General features: G+C 62.3%; 12 protein-coding genes and 1 pseudogene. 5 read left to right on the forward strand and 8 right to left on the reverse strand.

From position 1 onward, the window contains the following. Window positions 1-1083: 1083 nt before the first annotated feature. The 4 genes and pseudogenes from QX121_RS20170 to QX121_RS20185 all read right to left on the reverse strand — a co-directional run bounded on the left by QX121_RS20170 (window position 1084) and on the right by QX121_RS20185 (window position 6473). Window positions 1084-2448 (reverse strand): protein NO VEIN domain-containing protein, encoded by a 1365-nt coding sequence (locus tag QX121_RS20170; RefSeq protein ID WP_315812858.1) that lies wholly within the window; start codon window positions 2446-2448, stop codon window positions 1084-1086. Window positions 2449-2550: 102 nt separating this feature from the next. Beyond that, window positions 2551-5241, reverse strand: coding sequence for a DNA methyltransferase (locus QX121_RS20175; RefSeq protein ID WP_315812859.1), 2691 nt, complete (start codon window positions 5239-5241; stop codon window positions 2551-2553). 455 nt (window positions 5242-5696) lie between these two features. Continuing rightward, window positions 5697-6203: pseudogene (locus QX121_RS20180) on the reverse strand (cytochrome P450); the annotation flags it as partial. A 60-nt stretch (window positions 6204-6263) separates the two neighbouring features. Next, on the reverse strand, window positions 6264-6473 hold the full coding sequence (locus QX121_RS20185) for a hypothetical protein (protein WP_315756027.1): 210 nt from the start codon (window positions 6471-6473) through the stop codon (window positions 6264-6266). A 220-nt stretch (window positions 6474-6693) separates the two neighbouring features. Here QX121_RS20185 and QX121_RS20190 point away from each other — a divergent pair, with 220 nt between their 5' ends. From QX121_RS20190 to QX121_RS20205, 4 genes are all read left to right on the forward strand, one after another. Next, window positions 6694-7173: an HPF/RaiA family ribosome-associated protein gene (locus QX121_RS20190; protein WP_315812860.1), complete on the forward strand. Its 480-nt coding sequence runs from the start codon at window positions 6694-6696 to the stop codon at window positions 7171-7173. 183 nt (window positions 7174-7356) lie between these two features. After that, window positions 7357-7704: a cupin domain-containing protein gene (locus QX121_RS20195; protein ID WP_315812861.1), complete on the forward strand. Its 348-nt coding sequence runs from the start codon at window positions 7357-7359 to the stop codon at window positions 7702-7704. A gap of 304 nt (window positions 7705-8008) precedes the next feature. Beyond that, complete coding sequence (locus QX121_RS20200) at window positions 8009-8695, forward strand: Crp/Fnr family transcriptional regulator (RefSeq protein WP_315795744.1); 687 nt, start codon at window positions 8009-8011, stop codon at window positions 8693-8695. Window positions 8696-8862: 167 nt separating this feature from the next. Next, window positions 8863-10002 carry a sensor histidine kinase gene (locus QX121_RS20205; protein WP_315812862.1) on the forward strand — a complete coding sequence of 380 codons (1140 nt, stop codon included), beginning with the start codon at window positions 8863-8865 and terminating at the stop codon, window positions 10000-10002. 82 nt (window positions 10003-10084) lie between these two features. On the opposite strand, the gene QX121_RS20210 is transcribed toward QX121_RS20205, so the two are convergent. The 3 genes from QX121_RS20210 to QX121_RS20220 form a co-directional block, all read right to left on the reverse strand. After that, window positions 10085-11269, reverse strand: a complete 1185-nt coding sequence (locus tag QX121_RS20210; RefSeq protein ID WP_315812863.1) for a cytochrome P450 — start codon at window positions 11267-11269, stop codon at window positions 10085-10087. A gap of 173 nt (window positions 11270-11442) precedes the next feature. Next, complete coding sequence (locus tag QX121_RS20215; protein ID WP_315812864.1) at window positions 11443-16263, reverse strand: DUF3320 domain-containing protein; 4821 nt, start codon at window positions 16261-16263, stop codon at window positions 11443-11445. 96 nt (window positions 16264-16359) lie between these two features. Beyond that, window positions 16360-17004: a glutathione binding-like protein gene (locus QX121_RS20220; protein WP_315736298.1), complete on the reverse strand. Its 645-nt coding sequence runs from the start codon at window positions 17002-17004 to the stop codon at window positions 16360-16362. A 90-nt stretch (window positions 17005-17094) separates the two neighbouring features. Here QX121_RS20220 and QX121_RS20225 point away from each other — a divergent pair, with 90 nt between their 5' ends. Then, window positions 17095-17766 carry a TetR/AcrR family transcriptional regulator gene (locus QX121_RS20225; RefSeq protein ID WP_315812865.1) on the forward strand — a complete coding sequence of 224 codons (672 nt, stop codon included), beginning with the start codon at window positions 17095-17097 and terminating at the stop codon, window positions 17764-17766. A gap of 4 nt (window positions 17767-17770) precedes the next feature. Here QX121_RS20225 and QX121_RS20230 read toward each other — a convergent pair whose 3' ends face one another. Further along, window positions 17771-18736, reverse strand: a complete 966-nt coding sequence (locus QX121_RS20230; RefSeq protein ID WP_315812866.1) for a glyoxylate/hydroxypyruvate reductase A — start codon at window positions 18734-18736, stop codon at window positions 17771-17773. Window positions 18737-18746: the final 10 nt, after the last annotated feature.

Below are 18746 nucleotides of genomic sequence, written 5' to 3' on the forward strand. Positions count from 1 at the left end.
ATCAGGCTGGATAGAGGACTTCCACCTCCAAGCTGTCGTTCATACTCGGCACACCACCCATGGCCCGCCTGCAGAAAGAAAAGCAGGCGGCAGTCACCACAGGATTGGCCGAACAACCGGCCTTCCCTGCGCGATGGGTTGAACGGCTGCTCCGTGCTCTCCCAGGGGACCGGGCTTGCTTGCCCCCGTCATCGGGATGTCGCCGACCAAGACACCAGCGTCGGGGTGTCGGGACCACACGGCTTGACCGTCCGCCTCGGGCTCGTTCGTCCGCACGCGAAACGCGCACTGCGAGCCCAAAGCGGCCACCGCATCCCACGCTCCACGGTCCGTGACGATCGCGAAACGCCCCTCCAGTGAGCGCGGGACGGCGGGGAGGATCGATCTGATTTGCCCGACGACACAAGGCCGGAGTTGCCCGACGGAACGCGACAAACTGGCACGACGGGCAGTTTGGGGGGCGGATGCATATCGAGCGTACAGGAGACACGGGATGAACGGCGCTTAGCATCCCGTGTAGTACGTAAGTGCACCGTTAGATAAGTGCCCTGGACTGCCCCCCTCAAGTGAGCCACGGATAATTTCCGTGACAGGCATTCGAGGATGACCTGTGGCAATACGAGGAAGGATCCGTCAGTTTCCGACGGCTTACAAGTTGAAGGCAATCAAACGGGCCGAGCGGGGCGAAGGTGTTCTGCCGGTCGCTCGCGATCTCGGCATCGCGCGCAAGCTCTACATGACTGGATCCAGGCATGGAAGATGCGGAGACCGGAGGGATTGAACCATAAGCGCGGTCCAAGCCTGGCCCCACAAACTGAAGCCCGTGACGAAGTGTGACGACAAGTGCTCGGAGCTTGCGCGGGCGAACGCCCCGCATCCGCGAGCGGGACCAGCTGGACGGTCGCTAGCAGATGGATCCGGATTTTTTTCGGCAAGCCTCGCGCGGGCTGAAGCGGCCGGCAGTGCAAGGCAACCCCATAATCGCGTCATCGAAGTTACCCAAGCCATGACGTACACGCGCTACAACGCACATCCCGGAATGGCTGGGTTTCCGTTTTGCGTAGCTGCCTATGAGGTACGGGCCTAGGCACTCGGCAGTGATTTTGAAGCCTTAGGCTCCCAATCAGAACGAGGCGCTGTAAACTGCGATGTATTTCGTGCTGTGAACTTGACCGCCGCAATCGGGTTCTGAACGACGTAAATCAGGGGCGTATCTTTGTCGGCATTCTCCACGATAACAAGCAGGAAATTGTCCTTATGATGAGTTGCCGCCTCGTGTTCCAGCTGCGTAATTGTGACAGTTGAGGCAGCATCAAGGAAGCTCTTGACCTCGATCACAAGTGCGGAGCTGCCCTTCTTTGCCCAAAGATCAAAGCCATATCCCCGTCGTTGATTGTAGTAGACGACCTGCCAACCGTCTGCCGCTAGGATCTTTCCGACAAGAAGCTCCGCGTCTGTACCAGAGTTAGCCTGATTTGCGTGGGGCGGCGTGAGAAGTTCTGGTGGCGCTTCGACCTCAGGGATGCGAAGGAGGGTTTTGGACCGCGTCGCCTTCGCGGCTGCCTTTGCTGGCGTCGCGGACGAGGGGGGCTGCTGTGTCGTGGATGCTGCCCCCGCCTTCGCCTCAGCCGCTGGAGCAGTTGCAGGTGCGGCAGCGGCAGAAGCCGCAAGTGTTTCAGCTAACAACAGCTCGTTGCCGTCGCGGTATGCGCTCTGACCCAGAGAAAACAGCGAAAACGTGTGGCGAGCCATGTCCCGCCAGTTGTTGTACGGCTTTCGTGGATCATTGCCCTTCCCCGCGGGCACGCGGTCTTCGACCTCCTTTCTCAGCTCAGCCTTCTGATTTTCGTTGAGACCTCTAAATTCCCTAATGTTGGCGATTACCTGGTTCACTTCACCGGCCGCCCTTATACGGGAAACAAACAGATCAAATTCATCGAGGTCTACATATCCCTCACTCTGTTCCATTACAGACAATATTGCCTCATAGGGGTGAATATCGAACTCCGAATATTCCCCAGCGCGATCCGCTGAAAACCACGGCTCCCGGCAGAACCTAATCTGCTTCAACACCTGTTCAAAGACCGCAACAGAGTTGCTACTGGTCGCGAGCTGTATTCCAGCCGACGTCAACACGATTTCATTCCAACTTGACGGGACCGTCCTCTCAATAAGCTGCAGCGGCGTTTGCATCGCCAAAAAGTAGTGGCGATTGATAGTCTGCCTTGGATTCTCGTTCTCTATGTCGAGAAGTTCGCCCAAAGCGTCGTAGTGGGCGCTCGTGAGCGTAAGCGGGTCAGCAGCTCCCGCGTCATACAGATAAGAGGCTATTGACTGAAGCCGTGATGCGCTCAGATGAACCCGAGTGATAAGAAACCATCCACGATCACCCCGATCCCCTTCATCAAGCCGCTTAATCAAACCGGCCTTCAGAGTCGCGAAGGACATGTCCTTCCCCCAATGCAAAGGATACCCGAATCGGTTCCGCACAGGGTAAGGATGCACCAAGAAGTAGTGGTTGGCGAATCTAGCGTCCTTTTGGATGTCGGCTTAGGGGCGGCGCAAGAGAAGATACTGGTGATGCGTTACGGTACCCTTATCTCTTAGGCCGTGGCTTTCACAGTGTTCAACACTCTCCGTGAATAGATCGACGTGCTCAAGATAGGATGCCGCAACGTTCTCTAATGCGGCTGCCATGTCACACTTCCTGCTCTTACCGAGGTGAATGAGGAAAAAACCGCCCGGTTTCAAGCGTTCACAGCTCTGCTGAAATACCGCACGATAGACGTCGAAGGTTTGCTTTTGTCTCTCGTCCACAAACAACGTCGGCTTCTCTTTAAAGTCCGCCGCCTCCCATCCTGCAAACCAAAGACGCATCCAATTTGCTGTATGAAAGCGGGTGCTGTCAAAAAAAGGAGGAGACGTAATGATGGCATCCAGGTTAGCAACATCCGACGGCCATGGCTGTGTCGCGTCTTGAAAGTAAGCCCTACCCGAACGTGATCGCTCCTGTGCGATGCTTAGAAGGCTTTTCTCGACCTTGGTGCGCAGGCGCTCCATAACCGGCCGATACTCTCTTGGACCCGTCGGCGCGAAGGGAGTGATCGGATGCGAACGCCTACTAAGCGCGTAGGGACGGTTGCCGTGGAGAATGTGTAGCATTGCAGCGAAGACGAGCGCCGTTGAGCCGTCGTTGGGAGCGTGCTCTTTGAAGAACGAACGTGCTGCAACAATCTGAGCGAGTGTTTTAGGATGAAAGTATTCTGATAGGGGACCGTTGAAGCGAATCTTGTCCAATTGCTCGCGGTTAACGTCAGTTGCGTCGGCGTGGTCAAGGCTGACTGCTAGCTTCCTCAGAATGCTTGACACCTTAGAAGGAATGATCGGCTCGATCTTTGCCCTACAAATCGCAATGGCCGCCGGACTGATATCGAAGGCTAATCCGGTGTGCCCCTTGAGCTGAGCTTCAAACGGGATTGTGCCAACCCCCGCAAAAGGATCCAAAATCCTTGCTCCCGTACCGGTAGGTATAAGAGCCTCCACAAGCCGATGGGCAATCGAGGGCTTTAGCTTGCCTTGGTACGAGCAAAGCGAGTGTAGCGGATCGCCCCAATTCCTGGACGCCATAGCACCTTGTTGGTGCAAGAGGTTGCTCCTGAACTGCTTCCATCCCTTCAATGCTGGAGAATTAACAGTATTGGATCGGACTACCTTTCTATCGGTAGGCAAGTGTTCTTTCTTTTTGAATATTTGAAGCGTTTGCCCGAGTTTCCGACCGTCCCGCGATTGACGCTCTCGCAATACGATCCGATCAACTTGCACAAACCCGCAAGCGGTCATGAGTTCCGACAGTATCTGGTCTGTAGGCACCCAGACTGAGCCATAACACGAATCCCCCAAATCGATTGCAGCAATCCCGTTGGGACGAAGAACATCGTGAAAGTTCTTAAGGACGCCAAGCATTTCGCCAAAGTAGGAGCGAACCATTAGCGGTATTCTTGGATCGTAGACATTACCCGAGAACGCAGCTAAGACCTTCACAAGAGTAGCGGAAGGCGCAACATTGAAGCTGCCGTTCGCCTTTTTGCCGGTTACATCATTGATACCTGACGTGATAGCAGCGTCACGAAGGGCTCTTAGACCCTCTTTGCTCGCAAGTTGCCTTAGAAACCAAAGCTCGATCTTGGTATTGCGGAAGTAATTGGTGCCGTTCAGGTAGGGCGGGCTTGTGACAATTGCGTCGACGGGCTCCCTGATATGCATCGCCAAAGCGCGCGCGTCATTACAAACAAGGTCGGCCGCTCTTTCACAATGAGGAGCATCGTGCAAATCGCTCGCAACCAAGCGCAAGCTAGCGCAGACCTCGTGAAGCAAGCGGGGTGGATTCCGCTTTAGCTCGGTAGCTGTCTTGAACCTAAGGTCGCCGCGACGCACCAGCAGTGAGCCTTGCACTAGACTTCGGAGAACAGCGACGACGAAGAATTGGGCGAGCGCTGCATCTTCTATCGCAAGCTGATCCGCAATGGTCCTAAGACGAAGCACGTTGCTGAAGGACTTTGCGTCAAAGAATTCGCTATCACCAAAAGCACAGCGAAACGCAGTCCGAAGCTGATCATCTTCGAGAGAAGACCGAAGCCCACGCTCGATCGTTTCCGCGAGGCTCTCCAATTCTCGGGCGATGCGAGCGCGCTCGGCGTAAGGCAAACGGAGGGCCGCGAACTTAGAAGTGATGATGAATCTGCAAACCGGGTTCACTTCGGAGTAGTACGCAGCGATCCCTCTCAGAGCGGATGTAATTGCCGTAGTGCCTGACCCGCAAAATGGATCGAGGATTCGTTCCGCAGCAGGGGCGTACTTGTCAATGATGGCGTTGACGAAATCGGGCGAGTATCCTTCGAGATAAGGGTACCAATCGTGCAAAGGGCTGCCCTTGCCACCCTGGAACGTTGCTTGGAGAGGAGCTCGATAGTCCCTGTCGTCAAATTCTCTGACAAGTTTGACGCTGTTGAGGAGCTTTTCTCGAAGAAATGTAGCGGTTGACGTATTGGCTGCTTGCGCGTCAATCTCGAGCCTGGCAAAGCTATCGTAGCCAGTCAGGTTCCTTATTGAATAGCTGCTCAGGTTCGCCACACGGTTGAACGCGCCGTTGCACCCTTCAGGGAACGGGACCGTGAGGCCCGATCTTCCACTGGCGGATTTGGGATAATCTGGAAAATAAACCGTCTTGGTGAGTGGCGACATTTGATTGTATCTACCATTTTTAGAAAGCGGTACACCGTCCAGCTGATTCGGTACAGAGCGCACCGTACACTTCCTGCCGTTTTGATAAGCGTGTGATCTCGATACACCATGGGTCACGAGGTCTGCTAACGATAGGCCCTGAAATCAGATGTTTGGGTGGGGAGGGTGAGCCACAATCATGCCGGCGCCTACAACGAGCATGCATTGGCTAAGTCGTTGGAAATGGGATGGGTCCTTGAGGTTTCTGCCATGCCTAACAAGAATTTCGAATACGTCCCATTCGTCACCGAAATGATGACTGCTCGCTGTCCGAAGCTCTCGGAGCCCGAAACGGAAGGAAAGTTATAGTGCACTAACTTTTGTGCGTCGTGGGGCGAGGTCGCGATTCTCATCAACCCGCGACCAGACCAAGTGGACTGAGAAAACGCGCAGTCGAACGGGCCCTCACCCCGATCCTACTGCAACCTCACCGCCAAATTCAGCGGCCTCCGAAACCCAAACCCATGCCACCGCACGCTCGCCGCATCCACCAGCTCCATCCTGGGAAACCGCTCGAACAGCATCGGCAGCAGGATGGCGCCGACGGTGCGGCGGGAGAGGTGGGCGCCGGCGCAGTGGGAGAGGTGGGCGCCGGCGCAGTGGTGGGGGCCGTTGCCGAAGGCCTGGTGGGGGTTGGGGTCGCGCAGGGCGTTGTAGGTCTCGCCGTCGGCGAAGAGGTCCTCGTCCCGGTTCGCCGACGCCTGGATCGTCATCACGGTGTCGCCCTTCGGGATCAGGCAGCCGCGAATCTCCGTGTCTTCCATCACGAGACGTGAGCTCGCCTGGATCGGCGCCACCCAGCGCACCCCTTCCTCGAAGGCGGAGCGCCATTTGTCCTGTTCGCGCACGGCGGCAAGCTGCTCCGGGTTGGTGAGCAGGCCGTAGAGGATCGTCAGCAGCGCGTCGCGCGGCTCGTTGATGCCGCGACAACGGCCCCCGCACAGGAATGTGCGAGACGGGACGTTCGCCTTTCGAGACCGCCGCTACGGCGTCCAGTTCGCCGGGCCCAACAGGGTCGGAGGAATGAGCGCGCCGGTCATGGCGTGGATGAAGTGAAATCTCGTGCAGGCCGGGCAGCTCACGGTCTCGAAGGTCACGGTCTCGAACCGACAGTCGTCCTTCGGCTGGTGCAGGATGGCATCGACCTCGGACCCGGTCTGGGGGCAGCGAAATGTGATCGGACAATCCATCATCCCATCTCCGGTGCAAACTCGAAAGTTGGGTCGCCGCAGGTTGCGCCTGATTCTCCGGGGTTGACTGAGCAATATTGATCAGCCGCTCGCGTTCGCCTCTGGCAGTCTGGTCGCGGGAGACATTGGGAGACGCGCTTGAACAGCCGCTTCGCCCCGCCCGAAAGGCCCCGAGGCGGATCAGGCGGCGCTTCAGACCCGCTGTATCACGGGGCGTTCAGTCGTGGCCGCCGCCCGCGAACGACGTGTCATGGCGTCGCGTGCCGTGCGGCGACGTCGAAGCCTGGATGACGACCATGCCGGGGAGCCGATCATGATCGCGAATTCCATCCTGCGACGTTTGACGCTTCACCTGATGGAGACACGGATGTTGATCGATGTCAGGGCCGATGGAAACGTCGAGGGCGGTGAGCAGTTGTCGCAGGACGTGAAGGCGTTACTTCATGCGGTGCTCCATCGCTATGAGGATCAGGTCAGGCGGATCGACGTGCAGCTCAGCGACGCGGTGAGCCACAAGCCCAGTCACGACGACAAGAGCTGCAAGATCGAGGTGCACCGTGACGGCGGCGAGCCGATCGTCGCGGCGCATCAGGACAGCTTCATGGAGCAGGCCGTGCGTGGCGCGGTCCACAAGCTGGAGCGCGCGCTCGACCACGCCTTCGGCAAGGAGGCGGTGTCCGATCAGCTTCGGGATCATCGCTAGACCCGTGGCGGGACGGTTTGTCGGCAATGCCGCCGGTTGGGAGATCCGTGATGGATGTGCTTGCTGATGAGATCACCGACATCGGGCCGCAGCCGCAGGCGTTCGACATCGAGCGGGCGACCCGGGACAATGCCAATTATCGGTCGGTCGCCTGGAGCGGGCGCTAGTCTGCATGTGACGCTGATGTCGATTCCGGTCGGCGGCGACATCGGCCTGGAGGCGCATCCGGAAACCGATCAGTTCCTGCGGCTCGATGCCGGCCGCGGCCGGGTGCAGATGGGGCCCGCGAAGGACAGGCTGACATTCGACCAGACGGTGTCGAACGGCTGGTGCGTGCTCGTTCCGGCCGGGACCTGGCACAACATCACCAACATCGGCCCGACGCCGATGCAGGTCCATGCGATCTATGCGCCGGCCCATCACGCGCCCGGCAAGGTGCAGGCGACGGCGGCTGCGGCCGCAGCCGACCGTGACGACGCGCCCGCGGCCTGGTCCGTGCAACCCAAACAGGTGGTCGATCACCACGGATGAACGACCGCGAGGATGCGGTGAGGCCTCATTCGCTCGGCCGGCTCGCGCTGAGGACATGATCGAACGCACGGGGTCTGGTGCACGTCGGTCTCTTGTTCGAGGCGGCTCCGCCGTGAGCATCCTCCATCATGTGAGTGGCGACATCGCATGGAAGGTCTCGCATCGATTGCAGGATGGCGCTCGCGGCGCCCCGGCCTCGCCGAGAGCTCAATCGGAGGATGATAAGCAGATTGATCTAGCGCAAAGAGAGAGGAGGTTTCCACCGTAAAGTTCGGCATGTCCATCAACATGTCCATCGAGCGGGATGGGGGCCGTGCCGAGTTCGAACCTCGCCAGATTTGATCCGAAGGCCTTTCTCGACAAGGTTTGCCCGGGCCAGAAGGTCCTGAAGGTTCCCAAGGGGGGAAGCGTGTTCGCCCAGGGCGATCCGGCCGACGCCCTGTTCTTTCTCCAACAGGGAAAGATCAAGCTGACCGTCGTCAACGACGTCGGCAAGGAAGCAGTCATCGGCATCGTCGATGCCGGGCAGTTTCTTGGCGAAGGCTGTCTGACGCGGCAGGCGGTGCATACCGGCTCGGCATTCGCCCTGCAGGATTGCGTGGTCACCGCCATCGCCAAGAAGACGATGATCGCAGCGCTTCGCCTCTACCCTGAGCTTGCGGAGATGTTCATCGCGTTTCTGCTGGCCAGGATCGACCGGTTCGAAGCGGACCTGATCGACCAGCTCTTCCATAGCAGCGAAAAGCGGCTGGCGCGGCTGCTTCTGACGATGGCCAATTACGGCCGTGACGAAACGCCGCTGCCGGTCATTCCAAGAATCAGCCAGGAAACGCTGGCCGAAATGATCGGCACGACGCGGTCGCGCGTCAGTCATTTCATGAACAAGTTCAGAAGGGCGGGCCTGATCGAATATGATGGCGAGATCGTCGTCTATCCGGCGCTGCTGCAAGCCGTCCTGAACGACAACCTGCAGGCGGAGCAGCAGAACTAGCTGCGGGTGTGCAGCGCGCGGGTGGTCTGTCTTGCACAGACGGCTCTGTCCGCGTCGCCAGCTGCCCATAACTCGCCGCCGGGCTCTGCGTTTCGTTTCGCCGCTTGAAGGCGGGACGCGCGAAGCGTTCGTGGACGGGGTGAAGTGTTGCGTAGGGAGGGGACCACATGTTCAAGCAGCAGTTTTCCGACGCGTCTGACGCGTGCGCACTTGCCGAAGCCATTGTGGACACGGTCCGGGAGCCGCTGCTCGTCCTCGACCACGATCTCCGCGTGATTGCGGCCAGCCGTTCGTTCTATCTCACCTTCTCCGCGGCGCCCGAGGATGTGCTGGGACAACTCTTCTATGAGCTGGATGATGGCGCCTGGAATATTCCGGCGCTGAAGTCGTGGCTGAGCCGGATCTTCTCCAACACCGGCGCGCTGCATGATTTCGAGGTGGAGCACGTTTTTCCCGCCGTCGGACCCCGGGCGATACGGCTGAACGCCCGGCAGGTGTCCTACACGGTCGGATCCCATACGACCATCCTGCTCGGCCTCGAGGACGTCACCAGCGAGCGCGCGATGGCGCGCCGGAACGAGGAGCTGCTGCGTCAGAAGGACATGCTGCTCGAGGAGTTTCAGCACCGGGTCGGCAACAGCCTGGCGATCATCGCCAGCATCATCTCGTTGAAGGCACGCTCCGTCGGCTCCGAGGAGGCGCGACGCCACCTGGACGACGCCCGCGACCGGGTCATCTCGTTCGCGAACATCCAGCAGAGTCTCCACACCTCCGCGCGCAGCGGCGTGATCGCGCTCGGACCGCATTTCGCGAGGCTCTGCCAGGCGATCTCGCAATCGATGATCGCCGACCAGCAGCGGACCAGGATCGAAACCCGCGGCGACGGCCAGGCGACGACGAGCGAAGCTGAAAGTCTCGGGCTGATCGTCACCGAGCTCGTCATCAACTCCCTCAAGCATGCCTTTCCCGAGGACACCGCGAATGGGCTGATCACCGTGATCTACGAGTCCTCCGGAGCCGGCTGGACCCTGTCCGTCTCGGATAATGGAACGGGGAAATTGCAGGTGAACGGCCGGCCGAAGGGGGGCCTGGGCACCGGCATCATCATGGCCCTGGCGAAGCAGCTCGGTGCCGAGGTCTCGACCGTGGCCGGCCGGCCCGGCATGACCGTTTCGGTGCGTCACGCCGCCGTGGCGACACGCGACGACTTGACCGGAGCAAGCGTGCCGTCCGCTCCCGCGATCCGATCCAGGGCCGAATCCAGGGCAGGATCCACGGCCGGATCGCGGACCGTCAGCCGATCGTGACGTCGTCGCCGATCAGTCCAGCATCGCCCGAACTCGTCTCCTCGCGCGACGCCGCTCCATCCGCAGGCCCCGCGGGCCGGTCCTATTGCAGCCGAACCGGCAGATTGAGCGGGCCGCGGAAGCCGAAACCGTGCCAGCGCACGCTCGCGGGATCGGGCAGCGTCATGTCGGGGAAGCGCTCGAACAGCATCGGCAGCAGGATGGCGCCGACGGTGCGCCGCGAGAGGCGCGCGCCGGCGCAATGATGCGGGCCGTTGCCGAAGGCCTGGTGGGGATTGGGGTCGCGCAGCGCGTTGTAGGTCTCGCCATCGTCGAACAGGTCCTCGTCGCGGTTGGCGGAGGCCTGGATCGTCATCACGGTGTCGCCCTTCGGGATCAGGCAGCCGCGAATCTCGGTGTCTTCCATCACGAGACGTGAGCTCGCCTGGATCGGCGCCACCCAGCGCACGCCTTCCTCGAAGGCGGAGCGCCATTTGTCCTGAGCGCGCACGGCGGCAAGCTGCTCCGGGTTGGTCAGCAGGCCATAGAGGATCGTCAGCAGGGCGTCGCGCGGCTCGTTGATGCCGCCGCCGATTGCGATCTTGATGTTGGCGATGATCTGGCTGTCCGGGATCGGGGTCTTCGCGTTCACCATGAAGGAGAGCGCGGACGAATCCGGCTCGGCGCGCACGCGCTCCATGTTGGCGCGGATGCAGCGGTCCATCTCCGCGTTGGCGATATCAGACGCGTCGAACGGCCCCGGCGTCCAGCCGAAATTGCCGGCGCCGTCGATCAGGGCCTGCGACCAGCGCTGCATGTCGGCATCGCCCGCGTCGGGAATGCCCATCACTTCAGCGAGAATGCGCGCGGCCAAGGGGCCGGCGAGGGCGGGGAAGAGGTCGACGACCTCGCCGCGCGGCAGGCGGTCGAGATAATCAGTGGCGAATTTGGCGTAGAGCGGCTCCCAGACGGCTTCGATCGTCTTCGGCATCAAGGCGGGCATCATCGCCATGCGCTCGGCCCGGTGCTCGTCGTGATCCTTGCGCATCAAGGTATGCGCGAGGAAGGCGCGCTTCATCGGCGTGTTCGGATCGTTGGACGAGAACAGCGCCGCATTGTCCTTCACATATCTGGTATCAGCCGCTTTGGTGAGGAACGTGCGGCCCACGGATTTGACCCGCAACACGGGGGCTTCGCGTCTCAGGCGCTGGTAGATCGGATAGGGATCGCGCGTCAGCTCCGCGATCGTGATGGTCTCGTCCAGGGGAGCCAGGGTCGCGGTCGGCATGGGGCGCTCCTATTGGATGCGGGCCAGCGCGTGTCCGTCCAAGGATAGTGGCAGGGACGGACCCGTGCAATCCTGGTCCGATGCATTGGCCGGGAGGGGCGCGGCCGGATCGCCGATTTCGGCGGCTGGCAAGCGGCGTTCGGGCTGTGAGTTCCTAGCACCAATTCAGCCGGTCAGTCCTGCGCAGCCGGCGAGACCTCCTGTGGCTTGATCAGCAGCTCTCCCTCGCGGCGCAGGTTTCCTGCGGCGAGAAGATCCTTGAGGCTGCCTTGCAACGCCTCGCGCAACTGGGCGCTGGTCGAACCGAAACCGAACAGCCGGGCGACCGCCTGGATCAACTGGTCTTCCTCGGCGCCGTAGTTTTGCTCCACGACCTGCACGATGGCCGCCTTGATCTCCTCCGGCGGCAGCATCTCGGGCTTGCGCAAAGACTGCGACTGCACGTCCTCGCGGCTTCGAACGACGATCGCCTGGCCCGGCACGGCGTAGAACGGGCCTCCAGCGATCTGTCCCTTCGCGACTGCCGATTTCAGCGCCGTTCGCACGGCATCGCGGATGCGATTGCCGGCGCGGGCAAGGCCCCAGGCCGATCTGATCCGGACGATGATTTCCGATTCATGCACCGGCCCTTCGATGGCGACGATCTCGACGACATGCCGCGTCATGTCGGCGAGCGGCGTCTCGTGCGGCTCGATCTCCCGACGGACGCGCAGCTTTGCCTCTTCATAGGAGGCCACCGTTGGTGCCTGCGCGAGGATCTCCAGAGGGCGCTGCTCGGTCTGCTCCGGCGCCGGCACATCGGGGTTTGCCGGAGGCTCGGGTTCAGCTCGAGCAGTCCCTTGGTCGATGTCCCGCCAATGCGCCTTCGCAGCGTCGATCGCGCGGAGGACCTTCTCGGTTTCCTCCTTGGGTCGGAGAAACCAGTCCGTCGACCAGATGCGATGCAGCACCCAGCCATGCGCTTCCAGCACGTTCTGTCGCAGGCGGTCGCGGTCCCGCGCCGAACGAGACGCATGGTACTGGGCGCCGTCGCATTCGATCCCCAGCAGGAAGCGGCCGGGCTTGTCGGGGTCGACGATAGCGAGATCGACGAAGAATCCGGCGGTGCCGATCTGGGTCTTCACGTCGTGACCAAGCGCCCGGAGCCTGTCGGCGACCTGCTCCTCGAACACCGAGTCGGGATCGCGCCCGGTCTCCTGCGCGATGCCGAGCTGCCCCGTCTGCGCGAAGGTCAGGAACGTCTTCAGCGCCGCGATGCCGCGGCCCTTGGCGCGCGACAGGTCGATGTCGTCGCCGGTGATCGAGGAGAAGACCTCGCAACGGAGCTTGGCGCGCGAGATCAGCACGTTCAGCCGGCGCTCGCCTCCGTCGGAGTTGAGGGGACCGAAGCTCATCGAGACGAAGCCTTCCTTCGTTCTCCCATAGCCTATGGAGATGAAGATGACGTCGCGTTCGTCGCCCTGGATGTTCTCGAGGTTCTTCACGAAGAACGGCTCGCTGGCACCGCGGACGAAGAACGTCTCCGTTTCCGGGTTCTCTTTACGCAAGATTTCGAGCTGATCCTGAATCGCCTGGCGCTGCGCCACCGAGAAGGTCGCGACGCCAAGGCTTCGGTCCGGCGTCTCGCGCGCATGGCGCATGACGGCCTCGGCGACGAGCCGCGCTTCCCTGGGGTTGGTCCGGCTGCTTCCACGTTCGTAGTGTGCATCGGGGTTGTAGTTGAACTTCAACCCCATTCCCGCGACGGCGTCGTACGGGCTCGGCACGATGAACAACCGGTTGTCGTAGAACTGCTTGTTGGACACGGCGATCAGCGACTGATGCTTGCTGCGATAGTGCCAGTTCAGCATCCGATGCGAGAGGCCCTTGGCAAGGCAGAGGTCGAGAATGCTTTCCGCATCCTTGACCTGGAATGTCGGCTGATCCTCGTCGTCGTTGTCCTCGTCATCATTGCCTGTCAGCTTCGCGAAGAAGCGCGTCGGCGGCAGTTGCCGCTCGTCGCCGACCACCACCATCTGCCGGCAGCGCGCGACGGCGCCGAGCGCATCGACCGGCTCGATCTGCGAGGCCTCGTCGACGACCAGCAGATCGAAGGCGATCGCGCCGGGCTTCAGGAACTGCGCCACCGACAGCGGACTCATCAGGAAGATCGGCTTGATCTGCTGGACGACCGGGCCGGCGCGCTCCAGGAGTTGACGGATCGGCAGATGGTTGCGCTTCTTGGCAAGTTCGCCGTTCAGCACGCCGAGCGGCCCGATGCCGCCGGCGTTGCGCGGCAGCGCCGCGGCATGCTCGTGGGCGATCTGATCGCGGGCCAGTTGCATCCGCGCGACGTCGAGCTTGCGGAAGCCGTCGACCAGCCGATCGTGCGATTCGCCGTCGAAACGTTTCAGTTCAGGATGGTCAGCGAAGATCACGCTGCGCATGGCATCGTAATAGGATCGGTCGAAAGCGGCTTCGAGCGCTTCGCCCGGCAAGGAGCCGTCGAGCGTGCGATCGACCAGCGCGGCGAGACCTTGCGCGCGCGCAAGGCGGACCCGGCCCATGAACGCGATCCAGCGGGTGAGGCGCTCGGTCGCGTTCTGCCACTCCGACAAAGTCTGCGACAGCTCGTCCAGCCGGATCTGGTCGCCGGCGTCGAGTGGGATGCGGGCGGGCTCCAACTGGAGAGAGTCGATCAGCCTGCGGAGGCCGGACATCAGACTTGCGAGGCTGTGGTTGAGCTGTTCGATCGATCGCCGATCATCGGCCGACAGCGTAAGCTGCGTCAGCCGCTGGCGCGTTTCATCGCTTGCCAACGGTTTGGGGAATGCAGTCCACCAGGTCGCCAATTTGGAAAGCGCATCCCAATCCGACCGTTCCTTCTGCCACGCGGTCCCGAAGGCGGTGCTGCCGGCGGCTTCGACCTCCTCGAAGGACCGGCGAGCGGCTTGCGCCGCGATCAGGCCGTCGATCAGCAGAAGCCGCTGCTCGAGCGTTTTCGGCATCGGCACCTTCAGGTACGAGGCCAGCAGCGCCACCTGTTGGCGATAACGCGGGCTGAGCAGGCGCAGCCAGGAGCGGCCCCTCTCGGCGATGACCTTGCGGCAATCGGCGATCGGTGCATCCCAGGCGGCCTCGACGAAGGCGCTCTCGAAGGCCGTCCTCAATTTCGCGTAGCGCAGTCCCTTGTCGACGATGTCCGTGATGAGTCCGGCCTGGCTCCAGACGGCCTCGCGGAAGGCAGTCCGATCGCACTCCGGCATCGCGGCCGCGGCCTCCGCAAAGGCGAGTATCTCCGCGGCATCGGCCAAGGTGGCCGGCGGCGGGAGATCGAGCAGCGTGCCGAGGCGGGCCGCGCCTGAGGATGCGTTGCTGACAACGTTCGAAATGTCGCCCAGCGATCTCCGCAGCTCGGTCATTTCGGCTGGATCGAGCGCGTCGCGGTCGACGCCGCGCCAGGGATGCAGGTGCGGCGCGCCGTCGGCCGCGATTCGTTCGGCGAGCTCGGCGATCAGCTCACGCCGCCGCTCCAGATCCAGGGGAGACCAGGAGGGCGCGCCCTGCAACGGGTAGGGCGGCTGCGCGGAGATGTCCCCGCAGCGCACGAGGTGACCGAGCAGCCTGAATGGCGTCAGCTCGCTCGGCTGGTGCGGCTGGTGCATCATGTCCGCATGCCGGTTGAGGCCATCACGGCTGTCGCTCAGGCGCTGCACCAGCGTGGCTTCGCCGCGCGGGACCGGGACCTCAGCCGATTTGCAGCGTTTCAGCTCTTCGAGCAGAACGCGCTTGTTGGCCTTGTTGGAGTGCAGCTCCAGCGCGAGCGCGCCGAGACCGACATGCTTCAGCCGCCGGTGCACGACCTCGAGCGCCGCCATCTTCTCGGCCACGAACAGCACCGTTTTCCCCTCGGCGGCCGCCGACGCGATGATGTTGGTGATGGTCTGCGATTTGCCGGTCCCAGGCGGTCCCTTGACGACGAGGTCGCGTCCACGGACCACTTCCTCGATCACCACGGCCTGCGATGAATCCGCGTCGACGACATGGTTCATCGCCACCGGCTGGATGACGGAATCGATCTTGCCGTCGTCGGCCACGATCGGCTCCGCGCCCTCGAAGCCGTCCTGAAGCAGCGCTGAGATCAGGGGATGACGATCAAGGCTGCCATCTGCGGGCCAGTTGTCAGGGTCCAGATCGCGATACATCAGGAACTTGGAGAACGAGAAGAAGCCGAGGACGATCGCGTCCGCCCTGACCTCCCACCTCTGCTTGTTGGCGACCGTCTCCGCGACGCCGGCGAGATAGGTCGCGATGTCGACGTCGTCCTCGTCGCCAAAATCCTCGATCTTGAGTCCGAACTCGGCGTCGAGCTTGGCCTGGAGCGAGAGGTTCGGCGACGGCGGCTCAGCGCGCGAGACCAGGTGAAACCGATCGGCGGCGCTGCTGCGTTCGAGGCGAACGGGCAGCAGGACGAGCGGCGCGAAGCGCTCGACGTCGGATTTGTCGTCCTCGAACCATTTCAGCAGCCCGAAGGCGAGATAAAGGATATTGACGCCCTGTTCTTCCTCGAGCGTTCGTGCGTCGTACCAGATATCCAGCAGGCGCTTCTGCAGCGCCTCCGATGACAGCCGGGTCTTGAGCCGGGTGTCGGGCTGCCGCGTCTGCGACTCCGAATCATCACCTCCCTGGTCCCCCTTGGTGGTCGGCGTGTCGGATCGCGGCGCCGGCTCGCTCAAGGGCAGGGTGCCGTCCGTCTCCGCAGTCTCAGCCTTCGTCGGAAGGAACGTGAAGCGTTTGCCTTCGCCGAGAAGCTCGAAGAGCGCAGCAGAGCGCGCGCCGATGATGTCAATGGTGCGGATGGTCTTGGTCTTGAGCGGGATGTGCACGAGCCGGTTGCGCGTGCCCAGATCGAGCAGCGCGCGCCGGTCCGCCAGCAATCGGTCTCGTACGGATGTGGTTGCCACGTGCAATCCTCCTGCGATTCGAGGATTGCAACCCGAAGTCATCTCGGTCAAGCGTTCGGCACGATGGAGATGTGCTCATTGAGCAATGTTTAATCTCCTCGCAGAATTTCATCTCCCCATAAGAGGGAGATGAAACTCGTATGCGGCCTACGCCGCCGCCTTATGCCGCGCCAGTTCCGCCTTGTAGAGCTCGAACTCCTCGGCGATGGCACGGGCGATCGACGGCCGCACGCGCAGGCGCTCGTAGTACGCCTTCACGGCCGGCCATTTCGCGAGCTGGACCGGCGGCGTTGCCATGGTCCAGTTGATCACGGTGACGAGATACGCGTCGGCGACCGTGAAATGATCGAGCAGATAGTCGCGATCCCGCAGGTGGTTCTCGAGATGATCGAGCCGCGACAGGTTCTTCTTCAGGACATGGGCCTTCATCTCCTCGGGCGCGGTCTTGTCGAGGATCGGGATGAACAATCCCTTGTGCAGCTCGGTGCCGATGAAGCAGAGCCATTGATGCAGCCGGCTGCGGTCCATGCCGGGGCCGGTGCCGAGCTTCGCCTCGGGGAAGCGATCGGCGACATATTGCAGGATCGCGGCATTCTCGGTCAGCAGGTCGCCGTCATCGGTGCGGAGCGTCGGGACGAGCCCGAGCGGATTGACGGCGCGGAAATCGGAGCCGTCGTTGAGGACGATCTTCGTCTTCGGATCGACCTCGAGATAATTCGCCGCAGCGCCAGCTTCATACAGCGCGATGCGGGTGGCAAGCGAGCAGGCGAGTGGCGAGAAATACAGGTCCATGGACGTCTCCCTCGGGCTCCGGATCGGAGCGTTGATTGATTTTTATACTATCTCGCATAATATAAGGTCGGTCAAGGAATTTATTGCGAAATGGTACAAAAAAAGAAAGGTCCGCCGCAGGGCGACCTTCCCCTAAAAAAGGCAACCGCCCCGGTCGAGCCGAAGCGGCGCGGGAGGCCGCGGGCGTATGAGCCGGATGTCGCGCTCGGCAAGGCGCTCGACCTGTTCCGGTCGACCGGATTCGCCGCGACCTCGCTCGACGATCTCAGCGCCGCCACCGGCATGAACCGGCCGAGCCTCTATGGCGCGTTCGGCGACAAGCGCGAGCTCTACATCAAGAGCTATCAGCGCTACCGCGACAACGCCCGCGCCGTGATGGGCGAGATCTTCCGTCACGACTGGCCGGTGCGCGAGCAGCTGCAGAAGATCTTCGCCGCCGCACTCGACATCTATCTCTCGGGCGAGGAGGGGCCGCGCGGCTGCTTCACGGTGATGACGGCGGGCTCGGAAGCGGTCGCCGATCCCGACATCCGCGCCATGGTGCAGAACGCCCTGACCGAGCTCGACATGGCGTTTGCGCGCTGCTTCCGCCGCGCCAAGGAGAAGGGCGAGCTGCCTGCGGACGCCGACCCCGCCGTGCTGGCGCGGCTGGCGTCGGCGACGATCCACTCGATCGCGGTCCGCGCTCGCGCGCGGGCGTCGCGTCAGGAGCTGGAGGCGATCGTCGCCGGCGCAATCGATGTGATGGTCGGCAAAGGATAGCGTTTCAATATCCCCTGACGCGATCGACCAGGTTGCGCAGCGCCCCGCCGGCCTCGAAGGTCGCGATCTGCTCGGCGACGTAGCGGGAGATCGCGTCGGCGTCGGTGTCGGCTGCATTGTGCGGCGTCAGCACCACCTTCGGGTGGGTCCAGAACGGGCTGTCGGCCGGCAGCGGCTCCTGGCCGAACACGTCGAGCGAGACCGAACCGAGCGTGCCGTCGTCGAGACAGGCGAGGATGTCGGCCTCGTTCTGCAGCCCGCCGCGGCCGGCATTGATCATGACGGGGGCGCCGAGCGGCGATGAGCGCCTGAGCTTGGCGAACATCTTGCGGTCGAGAATGCCGCGCGTGTCCGGCGTCAGCGGCAGCAGCGACACCAGGATGTCGGTCCGCGCCAGGAACGCGTCGAGCTGCCCCGCGCCATGGAAGCATTCGATGCCGTCGGCCTGCTTGACGCTGCGGCTCCAGCCGGCGACCTGGAAGCCCAGTCGCTTGAGCACCTCGGCTGCGTCGATCCCGAGCGTGCCCAGTCCGAGAACGCCGACGCCGATCGCGGCCGCCGGCCACTGGTATTTCGGCGCCCAGCGCTTCACGCGCTGCGACTCGCGCAGGTACAGCTCTTGGCGATGATGCATCAGCACGTGCAGCACGACATATTCGGTCATTCGCGCGGTGAGATCGTCCACCGCGACGCGGACCAGGGGCACGCTGGGCAGCGTCTTGTCGGCCATCAGCGCGTCGACGCCGGCGCCGAGGTTGAAGATCACGCGCAGGTTCGGAAAGCCGGCGAGCTCGCCGGGGACCGGCTTCCAGACCGCGGCGTAATGCACCTCGGCTGGATCGAGCCCGGGATCGGGCAGCAGCACCACAGGGCGGTCGCCGCAGACATCGTCGAAACGCGCCTTCCAGCGCTGTGGCGACCAGTTGTCGGTGCCGCCATGGATCAGGAGCGCCAGCGCGCCTTTGGTCATCGGAGGGTCC

The organism is Bradyrhizobium sp. SZCCHNR2028, from assembly GCF_032380995.1.
Lineage (GTDB): Bacteria > Pseudomonadota > Alphaproteobacteria > Rhizobiales > Xanthobacteraceae > Bradyrhizobium.